Genomic DNA, 14,701 nt, shown 5'->3' on the forward strand with positions numbered 1-14,701 from the left:
TCTGCCAGGCCGGTTTCCGGCACCTGGCGAGGGGCCCAGTCAGACAGGGTGGATCATGGGATCGGAACGTCAGAGCTCCGGCGACGCAGAGGCTATCGCCTACATCCGCCAGATGCTCGGGGAACTGCATCAGGTCGCCTCGAAGGAGGGAGCAGACATGCTCTGCTATTTGATCGAAATGGCCTATGTCGAGGCGGGCGACGTGCAGTCCGGCCGCCGTCCGCGCTCAGTCGCTCATCGCAATGGAGACAAGCCCTCCGGAGTGACGGTGTAGGCGCCCGGCAAGATCGAGCTCCAGGAGAACCAGATAGACGGCGGACGCATCAAGCCCGGTATGGCGGATGATGTCGTCGATCTCGACCGGGGTCGGCCCTAGCGCCGAGACGATCTGTTGTCGCTCGCTGTCGTCCGGTGGCAGGAACGACCTGGCGCCTTCGTCCTGCTCCGGTTCCTCGATGACGGAGGATGGGGGAGGGGCCATCTGCGAAAGGGGCGCCAGTGCATCCAGGACATCCTGCGGCTCGGTCGTGACGATCGCCCCCTCCTTGAGAAGACCGTTGGTGCCGTGGCATCGGGGATCAAGCGGCGATCCCGGCACCGCGAAAACCAGCCGCCCGAAATCGCCCGCCATGCGGGCCGTGATCAGCGAACCGGATCTCTGGGCCGCCTCCACCACGACGACGCCGAGAGAAATGCCGGCGATCAGCCTGTTTCTGCGCGGGAAGTCACGGGCGCGGGGCTCCCACCCGAACGGCATCTCGCTGACCGCAAGACCGTCGCCGTCGGTGATCTCGTCCAGGAGGGAGAGATTTTCCGGCGGGTAAGGTTGGTCCAGCCCACCCGCCAGAACCGCGATCGTTCCGGTGTCGAGACTGGCCCGGTGGGTGGCGGTGTCGATGCCACGGGCGAGGCCTGAGGTGATTGTATAGCCGGCGCGGCCGACGTCGCGGGCAATCATCGCCGCGAATTTGGCGCCGCTGATCGAGGCATTGCGCGATCCGACGACGCCAACGGAAGGCCGGATGGTCACCCCGGAGCGGCCTTTCGCCGCGAGCAGAGGCGGCGCACCGTCGATCTGCCGAAGCGCTGCGGGATAATCCGGCTCGCCGATGCCTATGAACCGCGCGCCCAGCCGATGGGCCTTCTCGATCTCCCTTTCGGCCTCGTCGACGGTCGCGATCCGGATCGTCCGGGAGGCACCGCCGCGGCTGGAGAGCTCAGGCAGCATGGAAAGTGCGGCCTCGGCGGAGCCGAAGTGGTTGATGAGATCGCGAAAGGTGGCTGGCCCGACGTTGTCGCTGCGGATCAATCGAAGCCAGGCGATCCTTTGCCTGTCGGTCAGCGCAATCCCGATCCGTCTTGCGCCGCCCTCAGGCATCGCTATCCCTTCTGGCCGATCTTACCTTCCGTGCCTGCCAGCAACCGCTTGATATTGGCTTCGTGCCGCCAGAAGGAGACCACCGTCATGATGGCCATGACAGCTGCGATCTTCTCCTCGCCTACTATCCACAATGCAACCGGAATCACAAGCGTTGCAACCAGGGCCGCGAGGGAGGAATAGCGGCTGAGAAATGCGACCGTCAGCCACACGGCTGCGAAGCCCAGTACCCATACCGGCGCAACGCCGAGAAGGGTGCCGATATAGGTGGCGACGCCCTTGCCGCCCTTGAAGCCGAGCCAGACCGGAAACAGGTGCCCGATGAAGGCGCCGAAGCCTGCCAGCAGACCGGCTTCCGGTCCGGCGATGTAGAAGCCGGCGAGAGCGGCAACGGTGGCCTTCAGCGCATCGAGCAGCAGGGTCGCGGCGGCCAGCTTCTTGTTGCCGGTGCGCAGCACATTGGTGGCGCCGATGTTGCCCGAGCCGATGGCGCGAATGTCGCCAAGCCCCGCCATGCGGGTCAGGAGCAGCCCGAAGGGAATCGAGCCGAGAAGATATCCGAGTACGATGGCCGCAACGGCGACGCCGCTGCCGATCTGCCAGGTCATGATGTCAGTCACAGGCTCGCCTCCTCAGAGTGCATGAACGCATTTTCCGCCGACATAGGTGGCGACTGCCCGACCGGAGAAGCGGGCATCTTCGAACGGGGTGTTCTTCGACCGCGACAGGATCGCATCCTTCGAGACGAGCCAGGGCTCGTCGAGATCGATCAGCGTGATGTCGGCGCGCGCGCCCGCCTTCAGGGTGCCGGCGTCCAGCCCGAAGATCTCGGCAGGTCGGGTCGACATGGCATGGATCAGACGCATCAGCGGCACCTGGCCGGAATGATGCAGGCGAAGGGCTGCCGCCAGCAGGGTCTCCAGCCCGATCGCGCCATCGGCTGCATCGGCGAACGGCAGACGCTTGGTATCGACGTCCTGTGGATCATGGGAGGAGACGATGATGTCGATCGTCCCGTCCGCCAGCGCCTCGACCATCGCCGTCCGGTCGTCCTCGGTGCGCAGCGGCGGCGAGAGCTTGAAGAAGGTGCGGTATTCGCCGATGTCGTTCTCGTTGAGCGACAGATGGTTGATGGAGATGCCGCAGGTCACCTTCGCGCCACGGCGGCGGGCAACCCGCATCGCCTCGGCCGATTCCGGAACGGAAATCTTGGCGGCATGATAGCGGGCGCCGGTGAGGCCGGCGATCCGCAGGTCCCGCTCCAGCGGAATGATTTCGGCTTCCTTCGGCACTCCGCCAAGGCCGAGCCAGCTGGCGTAGAGGCCCTCGTTCATGACGCCTGCACCGATGTACTGGTCGCGCGCCTCCAGCGCGATCACCGCGTCGAATTCCCGGGCATAGGTCATGGCCCGGCGCAGCACCAGCGTGTCGTGCAACGGCTGGCGGCCGTTGGTGAAGGCCACCGCACCGGCCTTCTGGAGCATGCCGATCTCGGTCATCTCGTCGCCGGCCAGTCCCTTGGTCAGGGCTGCGGCCGGATAGACGTTGACAACCGCCTTGTCGCGCGCAGCCTTCTGGACGAATTCGACCAGCGCGATGTCGTCCAGCACGGGATCCGTGTCGGGCATCATGATGAACGAGGTGACGCCGCCGGCCGCCGCCGCCCGGCTGGCGGATTCGATCGTTTCGCGGTGTTCCGCGCCCGGCTCGCCGACAAAGACGCGCGCATCGACGAGGCCGGGAACGGCGAGGAGCCCCTTGCAGTCGCGCGTGACGGCGCCTTCCGGGGCGCCCTGATTGCGGGCGTTTGCCCCAGCGGCAAGAATACGGCCATCGTCGCCGACGATGATGGTGCCGACCTCGTCCAGGTTGCGGGACGGATCGAGGATGCGGGCATTGGTGAGAACGAGGGCCTGGCTCATGCGCGCAATCCCTCGCTTCTCGGCCCCTGGTTCTGCGATAGCAGCAGCGTTTCCATCACGGCCATGCGCACGGCGACCCCCATTTCCACCTGCTGCTCGATCACGCTCTGCGGGCCGTCTGCGACCTCGGACGCGATCTCGACGCCGCGGTTCATCGGGCCGGGATGCATGACGAGCGCGTCTTCCTTCGCGGCCTTCAGCTTCTCGGCATCCAGCCCGTAGAAGTGGAAGTATTCCCGCACGGAGGGGACGAAAGAGCCCGACATGCGCTCCCGCTGCAGGCGCAGCATCATCACCACGTCGGCATCCTTCAGGCCTTCCTCCATGGAGTGGAAGACCTCGGCGCCCATCTGGGCAATGCCGGAGGGCAGAAGCGTCGACGGCGCGACCACCCGTACCCGTGCGCCCATGGCGTTCAGGAGCAGGATGTTGGAGCGCGCGACGCGGGAGTGGAGGACATCGCCGCAGATGGCGACGATGATGCGCGACAGCTTGCCCTTGGCGCGGCGGATGGTCAGCGCATCGAGAAGCGCCTGCGTCGGATGCTCGTGCTGTCCGTCGCCGGCGTTGACCACGGAGCAGGCGACCTTCTGGGCGAGAAGCGCCGCAGCGCCGGCCGACGAGTGCCGCAGCACCAGCACGTCCGGGTGCATGGCGTTCAGCGTCATCGCCGTGTCGATCAGGGTCTCGCCCTTCTTCACCGACGAATTGCCGACCGACATGTTCATCACGTCTGCGCCCAGCCGTTTGCCGGCGAGCTCGAAGGAGGCCTGTGTGCGGGTGGAGGCTTCGAAGAACAGATTGATCTGCGTCAGCCCGCGCAGCGTCGAGGTCTTCTTCTCCCGCTGTCGGCTGATCTGGACGGCCTCGTCGGCCTTGTCCAGGAGATAGGTGATGTCGTGTTCGGTGAGACCCTTGATGCCGAGGAGATGGCGGTGGGGAAAGAAGACCATGAGGCGTCTCCGCTTGCGTTCGGGCGTCTATAATGACTGGCTGCGGGACGGGCAAGCGAATGGCCGGGAAAAGTCGGTTCATCCTCATGCATTTTTCGGAGAAACGGGCTAGAAGCGGCCTATGACACAGAATAGCCGGACCGAACAGAAACTTGCCGAACTGAACCAGCCGAAACCCTGGTCCGGTATCAACGCCTATCGATCAGATCCGCTGATCGTCGACCTCACGGCCGGCCTGCATCGCAGCCTGCGCGACGAGTTCGATTCGATCGGCCATTACGCGACCTCGCCGGAAGCGCAGGAACTGGCGCGGATGGCCAACGAAAGCCCGCCGAAACTGCGCACCCACGGTCCGCGCGGCGAGCGTCTTGACGTGGTGGAATTTCATCCGGCCTGGCATGCGCTGATGCGCCGCTCGATGTCGATCGGCCTGCACTCCTCCGTCTGGGAAAGCATTCCGGAAGCCAAGGGCCATGAGCACAAGGCGCGTGCGACGCGCTTCTACCTGACCTCGCAGCTCGAGTGCGGCCATCTCTGCCCGCTGACGATGACGAGCGCCTCTGTCGCCGCGCTGATGGCATCGCCGCGGGTGCAGAGGGAGTGGGCCCCGAAGATCCTGTCGCGCAAATACGATTCGTCGAACCGTCCGGCACTGCAGAAGACCGCCGTCACCATCGGCATGGGGATGACGGAAAAGCAGGGCGGTACGGATGTGCGCGCCAACCGCTCGACCGCCGAACGGGTGGGCGAGGGGATCTACCGCCTGTCCGGGCACAAGTGGTTCATGTCGGCGCCGATGAGCGACGGCTTCGTCATGCTGGCAAAGACGAACGAAGGCATCGGCTGCTTCCTGGTGCCCCGCCTGCTGGAGGACGGTTCCGCGAACGGGCTGGAGTTCCAGCGCCTGAAGGACAAGCTCGGCAACCGTTCGAACGCGTCCTCGGAAGTCGAATTCACCGATGCCTTCGGCTATCTGCTGGGCGAGCCCGGTGCCGGCGTCCGCACCATCCTCGACATGGTGACGCTGACGCGGCTGGATTGTGCGCTGGCCTCGGCCGGCATCATGCGCGCCTCCCTGGCGGAAGCCGTCCACCACTGCCGCGGTCGCAGCGTCTTCGGCAAGAACCTGATCGACCAGCCGCTGATGACCCGCGTGCTGGCCGACATGGCGCTCGATGTCGCCGCCGCGACCGCCTTGGCCTTCCGCCTGGCCGAGGCCTTCGATCAGGCAGCCAGCAATCCTGCCGATGCCGCCTTCGCGCGGGTCATGACGCCGGTCATCAAGTACTGGAACTGCAAGATCGCCCCGTCGCTGATCTACGAGGCGATGGAGTGCATGGGCGGTAACGGCTACGTCGAGGAGCGCCCGCTCGCCCGCCACTATCGCGAGGCGCCGGTCAACGCGATCTGGGAGGGGTCCGGCAACGTCATGGCGCTCGACGTGCTGCGGGTGCTGTCGCGCGGCAAGGACCTTTTCGAGCTCGTGCTTGCCGGCTTCGAACGGGATCTCGGTGCCTCTGGGCGCAAGACGATCGAGGTGCTGCGCGCCGCCATGGCGCTCTGCGAAACGGATGAAGGGGCGGCCCGCCTCCTCGTCGAGCAGCTGGCGCTGGCTGCCGGTGCCGCCGAACTGGCGCGGCTCGGTGCCGGCAAGATCGCCGATGCCTTCCTCGAGACGCGGCTTGCCGGAGGATGGCGCTCCACCTACGGCATGCTCGATGCCCGCTTCGATGCTTCCTACATCGTCGATCTGCTCTATCCCGCCGCGAGCTGACCGGCGATCATCAGCACCAGCGGGATGGTGACGAAGGAGAAGACCGTCTGCACCGTGGCGGTGGCGGCATAGAGCTCGGCATCGCCGCCCATCTTCTTGGCGAGGATATAGCCGTTCATGGCGGTCGGCACGCTGGCGCTCAGCGCCAGCATCACCAGTGCCGGGCCGGTGACCCCCGCCAGAAGTGCGACCGCGATCATCAGCAGCGGGAAGAAGGCAAGCTTCAGCGCCGTGGAAAACAGCACCAGCGGCCGCGGCTTCAACGCATCCGAGACTCGCAGACCGGCACCGACCGCGATCAGGCCGAGGCTAAGGGCCGCACGGGCGACGAGATCCACCGTGCTCATCAGCGGCGCATAGATCGGGATCCCCGCCTGGTTGACGATGAGGCCCAAAATGCTGCTGATGATCATCGGATTGGTGATGATCCGCAGCGCGAAGGTGCCGTAGCTCATGCGCGCGCCGGAAAACGACAACAACACCCCGACATTGATGAAGTTGATCGGCAAGATGATCACGGCCATCACCAGCGCCACCACGGTCAGCCCGTAGTCTCCCTGGATCTTCTGGGCGATGGCGAGCGCGATGAAGGCGTTCCAGCGGGTGGCGGTCTGGAAGACGGAGCTGAAGGCCGAAGCCGGGACGCCGACCCGCTTCAGGACAAGCCAGAGCGCCAGCACCAGTGCGCACATCGCCACGACGGCCACGACGGCGGCGGTGCCGATCGCGCCGATCTCCATGGTCGAGAAGTCGGCGGTGGCCAGCGTGTGGAAGAGCAGGGCCGGGAACAGGACGTAATAGCCGCATTGCTCCAGCCCTTCCCAGAAGGTGCCGTTGATCAAGGGGCTTCGCTTCAAGGCGACCCCGAGGAGGACCAGCAGGAAGATCGGCAGGATGCTTTCGAAGATGATCAGCATGGGGAAGGGCCAGGGGGAGAGGGAAGGGCGGCGGGAAATGACGGGCGAGGGTTACCCGCTGCACCCGTTCGGCGCAATCCCTGCGGGTTTCTGTGTATGGCCGCCCGCGCGCGGTTGTCTCAACGATCACTGCGGCTTATCGGCAAAAGACGTTGGAGTGCCGTCTATGCTTGCAGTGCAGGAAGCCCTGGTCGAACCCGTTCCCGAACGGCGCGTGAAGAACCGCGTCCAGACGGAGGCCGCCATCTTTCAGGCGGCGCGGAGCCTGTTGGCGGAAGAGGGCTTCCAGGGGTTCGGCATCAATGCTGTCGCCCGCCGGACCGGTTGCGACAAGCAGCTGATCTATCGCTACTACGGCGGGCTGGACGGCCTGCTCGACGCCATCGGCGCCGATCTGGGCGACTGGGTGAAGGAGCGCATTCCCGAAGATTCCGGCGGCATGTTCCTCTTGACCTACGGCGACCTGATGGAGCGACTGGCGCTCCTCTACATGGAGGCGCTGCGGCACGATCCCTTGGTCTGCAAGATCATCGCCTGGGAAGTCTCCAAGGACACCCCGCAGGTGCGCAGGCTCGCGGAGGCGCGCTCCCGGTCGCTTGCCAAGTGGCTGGACCGCATGCGTGGCAGCCTGACGGCCCCGAAGGGCGTCGATGCACCGACCGTCAACGGCATCCTGTTTGCGGCCATCCAGCACCTCGTCATCTCCGCCGTCGCCACCGGTGAGTTCGCGGGCCTTCCGCTGCGCAGCGAGAAGGACTGGCTGAAGATCGAGACCTCGGTCCGCCGGCTGGTGCGCGGCATCTACGGCTGACGGACATCGAAAGCCCGGAAGGGAGCCGACGGCTCTTGTCCTTCCGGGCGGAGTGCAGCGGGTAGTTCTCGCCATCAGGCCCTGCCGGGTCCTACTGCTTCGGAATGCCGGCCTTCTCGATCACGGCGCCCCACTTTTCGATGTCGGCGGCCAGCCGGTCGCCGATCTCCTGCGGCGTGCTGGAGCGGGCTTCGACGCCGAGATCGGCAAACCGTTCCTGGATGGCCGGCTCTGCCAGCACTTCGGTAAGGGCCGCATTGAGCTTTTCGACGATCAGCTGGGGTGTCCCGGTCGGCGCGAAGATCGCGTTCCAGGATGTCACGTCGAACCCTTCCACGCCCTGTTCCTGCGCCGTCGCAAGGTCTGGCAGGAGCCTGGAGCGGGTCGGGCCGGAGGAGGCAAGCGCGGTGGCCTGGCCCTGTTCCAGCGCAGCCTTCAGCGCCGTCTGGCTGTCGATGATGACATCCAGTTCGCCGCCCAGCAGGGCGACCAGCAGATCCGGTGTCGCCTTGTAGGGAATGATGGTGAAATCAACCCCCGCCGTCGACTTGAACAGTTCCGCCGCCAGGTTCTGGCTGCTGCCGACGTTGATGGTCCCGACGTTCAAAGCCCCAGGTTTGGCCTTGGCAGCGGCAAGGACGTCCGCGAGCGTCTTGAACGCGCCGCCCTCCTTGGTGACGAAGACGAAGTCGAAATAGGCAAGGCTGGAGACCGGCACGAAGTCCTTCAGCGGGTCGAACTGGAGGTTTTCAAACAGCGGCACGCTGATGGCGGTGCCGTTGGAGAGGAGCGCAAGCGTATAGCCGTCGGCGGGCGCATTGAGCGCGGCACGGGCGGCGACAGAGCCTGCGGCGCCCGGCTGGTTCATGATCACGATCTGCTTGCCGAGCTTCCTCCCGAGAGCTTCGGCAACGACGCGGGCCGTGATGTCGGCGATCCCGCCGGGGCCGAACGGCAGCACGAGGGTGATCTCCCTGCTGGGGTAGTCTTCCTGCGCATGGACGATCGCCGGTGCGGCACTGGTCAGGACCAGAGCCGAAACGGCGGCCCTCAGCAGGGTCCGCCGGAGTAGCCCGGGCCTCTGTGTTCGTGGATGTATCATGTCTTCCTCCTCCAATAGACGCCGTTCAGGTGGCGAATTCGTATAGCCGCGCGGGATTGTCCACGAGCAGCCGCTGACGCTCCTCCTCAGCGGGCGCAAACCTCTGGACCAGGTCCACGAGGTCTGCCTCATCGACAGGTTCCTTGAGATTGGGATGCGGGAAATCGGTGCCCCACAGCGTGCGATCCGGACTTGCCTCGAGCAGCGCCCGCGCAAAGGGGACGGCGGCATCGAAGGGATAGCGGGAGATCCGTTCCGAGCCGCAGACCTTGACCCAGCAGTTGTCCCGCTCCGCCATTGCAAGAAGCGCGCGAAACGCAGGCTGGTCGGTGCCGAGGCTGGTGTCCACTCGGCCCATGTGATCGATGACGAAGGGCACGGGGAGGGCGCGGATCATGCCGGAGAGCGGCTCGATGTCCGCAGCATCCAGATGCAGGACCACATGCCAGCCGAGCGCCTTGATCCTCGCGATGACCCGGTCGAAGACCGCCATGTCCGGCGCTCCGCCGAGGTGCCGGACAAAGTTGAAGCGGACGCCGCGCACGCCCCCGTCGTGCAGCTGTTGCAGCGCCTTGTCATCGAACCTGTCGTCGACGATGGCGACGCCGCGGTAGGTGTCGGGACGCCAGGCAATCGCATCCAGCATGGCGCGGTTGTCGGTGCCGTGGCAACTGGCCTGGACGATGACGGCCCGATCCACGCCGAGCCGGTCATGCAAGGCCGCCAGCGCCTCTTTCGGCGCATCGGCAGGCGTATAGCTCCGGTTGCCGGCGTAAGGAAACACGGCCGCAGGTCCGAAGACGTGGCAATGCGCATCGCAACTGCCGACGGGAAGCAAAAGGGTCGGGCGACGTTTGGAACTGGCGGCTGTCGACGGGCCGGTGCTCATGTCTGATTCTCCTGGATGGGGGGCGTCGAAACCGTCAAAGGTTCCGACCTTTGCGGATTGGCGCCCGAAAGGCTCCTGAAGCTCGCGTAGGTCGCCTCGACGAGGTGCCGGACCGCCGCCTCGCGGTCGTCACCGTCGACGGCGCCGTTGGAGAGACGGGTCACCCGCTCCGGGTTGATGAGGGCGTAGTAGAGCCCGCCGAGCAGGAACTGGCTGCGCCAGACCAGGCTCTCCAGCGGCGCCCCTGGCACGCAGTCCCCCAGTGCCTCGATGAAGGTGCGGCTCGTCTCGTCGAAGGCGTCCGCAATGATCGCCTGCGCGTCCGGATTGCCTTCGGCGGAAAGGACGGCGCGCATGCGCGTGAACTCGGCTCCGCCGCCATCGCCACCGGAGGACGAGACGAAGGCCGGCACCACATAGGCCCGGAGGATCGCCATCAGGCGTTCGTCGGGATCCTTGATTCGCCGCGCCTCGCCGAGCAATTCGAGGCGCCGCGCATTCATCGGCAGCGTGTGCCGCGTGTAGATCTCCCGCAGGAGATTGGCCTTGGATCCGAAATGATAGGTGAGGCTGCCGACATTGACTCCGGCTGCCTTGGCGACATCGCGCAGCGAAACGGCATTGTAGCCGCTGCGGGAAAACAGCGTGGCGGCGTTCGATAGCAGGGCTTCTTTGGCGCTTGATCTCATGAATTGTACACTTGTACAAATCAGTTGTTCGGTCAACCGGCTTTTCGTCGGCTGAAAATTCCAGCGACGTGGAGGGCTCGATGCTGCCTTATCCACAGTCGGCGCTGCGCCATTAACCATATCAACCGGTTCGCGTTGCGCGGCGGTGCGACATGCCTAAGTTAACGTTAATCGTATGTTAACCATGGACGGATTGAACCGTTGCCGCAGGGAACTGTCATTCTAGAGTGCGCATTGCTGAGCATCATGACGATGTTCTTTGCGGTGCTGGCTCTGGACATCGCCATGCCCGCGGTCGTGCTGAGCCTGATGGCTCTGCTGAGATGGCTTGCAACGATGGAGTTTCATCTTGTTCAGCCGGGAAGGAGAACCGCATGAAGTGGTTCCTGATTCTTTGGGCGGGACCGATCCTGCTGCTCGGCAGCTGGTACGGCCTTTCCTATAACGACATGAGTTTTGGCGTGTTCATGCTGACCCGGCAGGCGCATGATCTTGTCTTCCAGGTCTACAGCGGCGTGCTCGGCATTCCGGCGGAAGACATCCCGCCGCTTGTCATGCGGGCGATCATGGTCGACAGCACCGTCGTCTTCATGATCATCGGCTTCCGGCGCCGCAAGGCGATCGCCGCCTGGTGGCGTCGCCGTCAGGAGATGCGCAGCGATCCGATTCTTTCCAGCGACGAGAGCCTGTCGAGCGCGCCCTGAAGGATGAAGCTTGCCGCCGCCGAATCGATCCGATCGGCCCGCTTGGCACGCGAGACATCCATCTCGATCAATGCTCGCTCCGCCGCGACGGTGGACAGGCGCTCGTCCCAGAAGACGAAGGGGATCTCTGTCTTTTCGCCCATCCCGCGGACGAAGGCGCGTGTCGCCTGGACCCGCGGCCCGGATGAACCATCCATGTTCGTCGGCAGGCCGATGATGAAGGCAGCGACTTTTTCCTTCGCCGCGAACGCCAGCAGGACCTCGGCATCCTTGGTGAACTTCGTCCGCTTGAGAACGGGACGCGGGGATGCGAAGCGGCGACCGAGGTCCGACATCGCAAGGCCGATGGTCTTGGTGCCGAGATCGAGTCCGGCGATCGCCTGTCCGCTTTGCAGGGCTTCGGCGAGTTCCTCGATCGTCAGCACAGTCATCCGTTCGGCATCCTTTGGCGTATAAATGAAGTCGCCGCCGCTTCACTTTAGCGGCGGCCCGGATATCTCTTTAACATTCTCACCAATTTTCGCATTATCTATCGAGGAAGACTGTCATGAAGATCACCTGGCTCGGCCATTCCGCCTTTCGCATCGAGACTGCAAAGGCGAAGCTGCTGATCGACCCCTTCTTCACCGGCAATCCTGGCTTTGCAGGTCTGGATCGCCGCGAGGCGGCCGAGGGCATTACCCATATCCTGCTCACCCACGGCCACGGCGACCATGTCGGCGATACCATCGCGCTGGCGGAAGAGACCGGTGCGATCGTGCTGGCCAATGCCGATCTGGCAGGCTGGCTGGCCAAGAAGGGCGTGGCGAAGACGGACATGGGCAATACCGGCGGCACCGTCTCCTTCGACGGCTTCACCGCGACCTTCACCCAGGCGCAGCATTCATCGGCCCAGATCACCGAAGACGGCGTGTCCCATGCGCTGGGCAGCGCCAATGGCCTGATGCTGCACTTCGACGACGAGCAGTCGGTGCTGCACATGGGCGACACCGACATCTTCACCGACATGGGATTGATCAACGAACTGCACCAGCCGGATATCGGCCTCGTGCCGATCGGCGACCGGTTCACCATGGGCGGCGCGGTTGCGGCACTTGCCTGCCAGCGCTTCTTCGACTTCAAGCACGCCATCCCGTGCCATTACGGGTCCTTCCCGATCATCGACCAGACGGCCGACAAATTCGTGAAGGGCATGGAGGGGACGCGCACCCGGGTAGAGACGCCGACGCCCGGCACGACCCTCAGCTTCTGATTTACCGCTCCCCCACACAGAGCGGGGAGTTGCGAACGGCGGACGTGGCCATTATAGCGGTAGGAAATTCTTGCCCGGAGTCATGCCATGTCCGTCGATCTCGCCACCGTCAAGCGCGTCGCTAGCCTTGCCCGCATCGCCGTCAGCGAGGAAGAGGCAGAACGGATGGTCGGCGAGCTGAACGGCATCCTCGGCTTCGTCGAGCAGCTGTCGGAGGTCGATGTGAATGGCGTCGAGCCGATGACCTCCGTCACCCCCATGGTCATGCGCAAGCGCACGGACGTGGTGACCGACGGCGACAAGGCCGATGACATCGTCGCCAATGCGCCTGCCACCGACCGCAATTTCTTCCTCGTGCCGAAGGTCGTCGAATAGCATTCGTGATGCTGCCTTCCGACCATTCCAGACACACCTGCTGAGCGACAAAACATCATGACCGAGCTGACCAGCCTCACCATTGCAGAAGCCCGCGACAAGCTCGCCTCCAAGGAGATCAAGGCCGTCGACCTGACGCAGGCCTATCTCGATGCCATCGCCGCCGCCAACGGCGCGCTGAACGCCTATATCGCCGTGACGGATGAGAAGGCGCTGTCGATGGCGAAAGCCTCCGACGAACGCCTAGCGGCCGGCAAGGGCGGCGCGCTCGAGGGCATTCCGCTCGGCATCAAGGATCTCTTCGCCACCGAGGGCGTCCACACCCAGGCCTGCTCGCACATCCTTGACGGCTTCCAGCCCAGGTACGAGTCGACCGTCACCCAGAACCTCTGGGACGACGGTGCGGTCATGCTCGGCAAGCTCAACATGGACGAATTCGCCATGGGTTCGTCGAACGAGACCTCCTACTACGGCCCCGTCATCAACCCCTGGCGCGCCGAAGGCTCCAACCAGCAGCTCGTACCGGGCGGCTCGTCCGGCGGCTCGGCGGCGGCGGTTGCCGCGCATCTCTGCGCCGGCGCCACGGCGACCGACACCGGCGGCTCCATCCGCCAGCCGGCGGCCTTCACCGGCACCGTCGGCATCAAGCCGACCTATGGCCGCTGCTCGCGCTGGGGCACCGTCGCCTTCGCATCGTCGCTGGACCAGGCCGGGCCGATCGCCCGTGACGTGCGCGACGCCGCGATCCTCCTGAAATCGATGGCGAGCGTCGACGCCAAGGACACCACCTCCGTCGACCTGCCGGTGCCGGACTACGAGGCGTCGCTCGGCCAGTCGCTGAAGGGCATGAAAATCGGCATTCCGAAGGAGTACCGCGTCGACGGCATGCCGGAGGAGATCGAGAAGCTCTGGCAACAGGGCATTGCCTGGCTGAAGGACGCCGGCGCCGAGATCGTCGACATCACGCTGCCGCACACGAAGTATGCGCTGCCGGCCTATTACATCGTGGCGCCGGCGGAAGCCTCGTCCAACCTCGCCCGCTACGACGGCGTCCGCTACGGACTGCGCGTCGACGGCAAGGACATCACCGACATGTACGAGAAGACGCGGGCCGCCGGCTTCGGCAAGGAGGTCAAGCGCCGCATCATGATCGGTACCTATGTGCTTTCGGCCGGCTATTACGACGCCTATTATCTGCAGGCGCAGAAGGTCCGCACGCTCATCAAGCGCGACTTCGAGGAGGTCTTCCATGCGGGCGTCGATGCCATCCTGACGCCGGCCACTCCGTCGTCCGCCTTCGGTGTCGCCGACGAGAACCTCGCCGCCGACCCGGTCGCCATGTACCTCAACGACATCTTCACCGTGACGGTCAACATGGCCGGCCTGCCGGGCATCGCCGTCCCCGCCGGCCTCGACCGCAAGGGCCTGCCGCTCGGCCTGCAGCTGATCGGCAAGCCGTTCGAGGAAGAGACCCTGTTCAAGACCGCCCACGTCATCGAACAGGCCGCAGGCCGGTTTTCGCCCGCGAAGTGGTGGTGAGCCGACTGATCCTCGGCCTATGGCTGCCGCCGGTTGCGGCAGGGAAAACCGGGTAGGGTGAGGCCTGATCCAGATGAAATGGCGCCCGGAGGCGCCATTTCAGGTTTAGCGGTTGTTTTGCTCCGATCTGACCAGAGCCAGCCCTCGCTCGGTGATGCGATAAGGCATTCCGCCGGTGGAGCGGATTGCCTTCTTCTGCTTCAACTTTCTGAAGATGACGAGGTCGAGCCCGCTGAGCACCCAGCCTTCGCGGGTGAAGAGTTGAAGCTTCTCGATCTTCCGGTTTTGGTCGCGGATGAGCTCGATCCTGCCGCCCTGGGCGAGCAGGTGGAGAATGCGCTGTTCTGCGCGCGAAATGTCCATTGTTGATGTCCTGGAAGCGCCCGGCCTTGCGGG

The 14,701-nt window shown here is 64.9% G+C and carries 18 protein-coding genes; 8 read left to right on the plus strand and 10 right to left on the minus strand.

The genetic code is table 11. From position 1 onward, the window contains the following. The first annotated feature begins 55 nt into the window (after positions 1–55). Positions 56–274 (plus strand): hypothetical protein, encoded by a 219-nt coding sequence (locus tag EO99_RS0110655; RefSeq protein ID WP_029618625.1) that lies wholly within the window; start codon positions 56–58, stop codon positions 272–274. Here the strand turns inward: EO99_RS0110655 and dprA are convergent. The 4 genes from dprA to EO99_RS0110675 are packed head-to-tail and all read right to left on the minus strand — an operon-like array spanning position 227 to position 4,253. Next, positions 227–1,378, minus strand: coding sequence for a DNA-processing protein DprA (gene dprA, locus EO99_RS0110660; protein ID WP_029618626.1), 1,152 nt, complete (start codon positions 1,376–1,378; stop codon positions 227–229). The genes EO99_RS0110655 and dprA overlap by 48 nt on opposite strands. A 2-nt stretch (positions 1,379–1,380) precedes the next feature. Continuing rightward, complete coding sequence (gene plsY / locus EO99_RS0110665; RefSeq protein ID WP_029618627.1) at positions 1,381–1,986, minus strand: glycerol-3-phosphate 1-O-acyltransferase PlsY; 606 nt, start codon at positions 1,984–1,986, stop codon at positions 1,381–1,383. A 24-nt stretch (positions 1,987–2,010) separates the two neighbouring features. Next, the gene (locus tag EO99_RS0110670; protein ID WP_029618628.1) at positions 2,011–3,300 is read right to left on the minus strand and encodes a dihydroorotase; all 1,290 of its coding nucleotides are present in this window, start codon (positions 3,298–3,300) and stop codon (positions 2,011–2,013) included. Further along, the gene (locus EO99_RS0110675) at positions 3,297–4,253 is read right to left on the minus strand and encodes an aspartate carbamoyltransferase catalytic subunit (protein WP_029618629.1); all 957 of its coding nucleotides are present in this window, start codon (positions 4,251–4,253) and stop codon (positions 3,297–3,299) included. Before EO99_RS0110675 ends, EO99_RS0110670 begins: the two co-directional genes overlap by 4 nt. A 121-nt stretch (positions 4,254–4,374) precedes the next feature. Here EO99_RS0110675 and EO99_RS0110680 point away from each other — a divergent pair, with 121 nt between their 5' ends. After that, positions 4,375–6,027: an acyl-CoA dehydrogenase family protein gene (locus tag EO99_RS0110680; RefSeq protein ID WP_029618630.1), complete on the plus strand. Its 1,653-nt coding sequence runs from the start codon at positions 4,375–4,377 to the stop codon at positions 6,025–6,027. Here EO99_RS0110680 and EO99_RS0110685 read toward each other — a convergent pair. Then, positions 6,009–6,944 carry an AEC family transporter gene (locus EO99_RS0110685; protein ID WP_029618631.1) on the minus strand — a complete coding sequence of 312 codons (936 nt, stop codon included), beginning with the start codon at positions 6,942–6,944 and terminating at the stop codon, positions 6,009–6,011. The two genes, EO99_RS0110680 and EO99_RS0110685, sit on opposite strands and share 19 nt — an antisense overlap. A 166-nt stretch (positions 6,945–7,110) precedes the next feature. On the opposite strand from EO99_RS0110685, the gene EO99_RS0110690 reads away from it, so the two are divergent. Further along, complete coding sequence (locus tag EO99_RS0110690) at positions 7,111–7,755, plus strand: TetR/AcrR family transcriptional regulator (protein WP_029618632.1); 645 nt, start codon at positions 7,111–7,113, stop codon at positions 7,753–7,755. 91 nt (positions 7,756–7,846) lie between these two features. On the opposite strand, the gene EO99_RS0110695 is transcribed toward EO99_RS0110690, so the two are convergent. The 3 genes from EO99_RS0110695 to EO99_RS0110705 are packed head-to-tail and all read right to left on the minus strand — an operon-like array spanning position 7,847 to position 10,435. Next, a complete protein-coding gene (locus tag EO99_RS0110695) occupies positions 7,847–8,857 on the minus strand; it encodes a Bug family tripartite tricarboxylate transporter substrate binding protein (protein WP_029618633.1) in 1,011 nt (336 codons plus the stop codon). A 25-nt stretch (positions 8,858–8,882) separates the two neighbouring features. Then, positions 8,883–9,746, minus strand: coding sequence for an amidohydrolase family protein (locus tag EO99_RS0110700; RefSeq protein ID WP_037111614.1), 864 nt, complete (start codon positions 9,744–9,746; stop codon positions 8,883–8,885). Then, positions 9,743–10,435 carry a TetR/AcrR family transcriptional regulator gene (locus tag EO99_RS0110705; RefSeq protein WP_081852027.1) on the minus strand — a complete coding sequence of 231 codons (693 nt, stop codon included), beginning with the start codon at positions 10,433–10,435 and terminating at the stop codon, positions 9,743–9,745. The genes EO99_RS0110700 and EO99_RS0110705 overlap by 4 nt, the downstream gene beginning before the upstream one ends. Before the next feature lie 234 nt (positions 10,436–10,669). On the opposite strand from EO99_RS0110705, the gene EO99_RS0110710 reads away from it, so the two are divergent. Together EO99_RS0110710 and EO99_RS0110715 are read left to right on the plus strand one after the other, a co-directional pair. Then, entirely contained in the window at positions 10,670–10,813 is a 144-nt protein-coding gene (locus EO99_RS0110710; RefSeq protein ID WP_156034726.1) for a hypothetical protein, read from the plus strand. Continuing rightward, on the plus strand, positions 10,810–11,139 hold the full coding sequence (locus tag EO99_RS0110715; protein WP_029618637.1) for a DUF6105 family protein: 330 nt from the start codon (positions 10,810–10,812) through the stop codon (positions 11,137–11,139). Before EO99_RS0110710 ends, EO99_RS0110715 begins: the two co-directional genes overlap by 4 nt. Here EO99_RS0110715 and ruvX read toward each other — a convergent pair. After that, a complete protein-coding gene (ruvX, locus tag EO99_RS0110720; RefSeq protein ID WP_029618638.1) occupies positions 11,079–11,570 on the minus strand; it encodes a Holliday junction resolvase RuvX in 492 nt (163 codons plus the stop codon). The genes EO99_RS0110715 and ruvX overlap by 61 nt on opposite strands. A 116-nt stretch (positions 11,571–11,686) precedes the next feature. Between ruvX and EO99_RS0110725 the strand changes: the two genes are divergently transcribed. The 3 genes from EO99_RS0110725 to gatA all read left to right on the plus strand — a co-directional run bounded on the left by EO99_RS0110725 (position 11,687) and on the right by gatA (position 14,305). After that, on the plus strand, positions 11,687–12,391 hold the full coding sequence (locus EO99_RS0110725; protein ID WP_029618639.1) for a metal-dependent hydrolase: 705 nt from the start codon (positions 11,687–11,689) through the stop codon (positions 12,389–12,391). An 87-nt stretch (positions 12,392–12,478) separates the two neighbouring features. Continuing rightward, on the plus strand, positions 12,479–12,766 hold the full coding sequence (gatC, locus tag EO99_RS0110730) for an Asp-tRNA(Asn)/Glu-tRNA(Gln) amidotransferase subunit GatC (RefSeq protein ID WP_029618640.1): 288 nt from the start codon (positions 12,479–12,481) through the stop codon (positions 12,764–12,766). Between the two features lie 57 nt (positions 12,767–12,823). Then, the gene (gene gatA / locus EO99_RS0110735; RefSeq protein ID WP_029618641.1) at positions 12,824–14,305 is read left to right on the plus strand and encodes an Asp-tRNA(Asn)/Glu-tRNA(Gln) amidotransferase subunit GatA; all 1,482 of its coding nucleotides are present in this window, start codon (positions 12,824–12,826) and stop codon (positions 14,303–14,305) included. Between the two features lie 105 nt (positions 14,306–14,410). Here gatA and EO99_RS0110740 read toward each other — a convergent pair whose 3' ends face one another. After that, a complete protein-coding gene (locus EO99_RS0110740; RefSeq protein WP_029618642.1) occupies positions 14,411–14,668 on the minus strand; it encodes a YjhX family toxin in 258 nt (85 codons plus the stop codon). Positions 14,669–14,701: the final 33 nt, after the last annotated feature.

This window comes from Pseudorhizobium marinum (assembly GCF_000705355.1).
GTDB classification, from domain to species: Bacteria; Pseudomonadota; Alphaproteobacteria; order Rhizobiales; family Rhizobiaceae; genus Neorhizobium; species Neorhizobium pelagicum.